Source organism: Pseudomonas sp. 2995-1, assembly GCF_002742505.1.
In the GTDB taxonomy this organism is placed as follows: Bacteria; Pseudomonadota; Gammaproteobacteria; order Pseudomonadales; family Pseudomonadaceae; genus Aquipseudomonas; species Aquipseudomonas sivasensis.
On record NZ_LJSA01000589.1, the window covers coordinates 1 to 287 of the forward strand.

Sequence of the window (287 nt, forward strand, 5' to 3'; positions counted from 1 at the left end):
AAGGACGAAGGAATTTAGATCGATCCCCTGCTCCTGAACCATCATTTCAGCTTGCGTTAATAGAGCGTCAATGTCATCAGCGTTTTGATTGTTTATATCAGACAGTGTGTCTAATGAGTCACCAATCTTCGAGAGTTGATTATCTACAGCGCTTCTCTGGCGCTGTTGGACCTTTAACGACTTTGCAGCATCGTTCATCATGCTATTACTAATTTGTTTTTTCATATGTTTCTCCCTAGAAAAATAAGTTGGTTATCTTCGGCCTTATTTTTCCTGCCCCATAAAGT

1 protein-coding gene is annotated in these 287 nt (G+C 40.1%); it reads right to left on the bottom strand.

Annotated features, from left to right (window positions below; all coding sequences use genetic code 11):
- On the bottom strand, positions 1-225 hold a 225-nt coding region (locus AOA61_RS28195; protein WP_143521276.1), incomplete at its 3' end, for a hypothetical protein.
- Positions 226-287 lie beyond the last annotated feature (62 nt).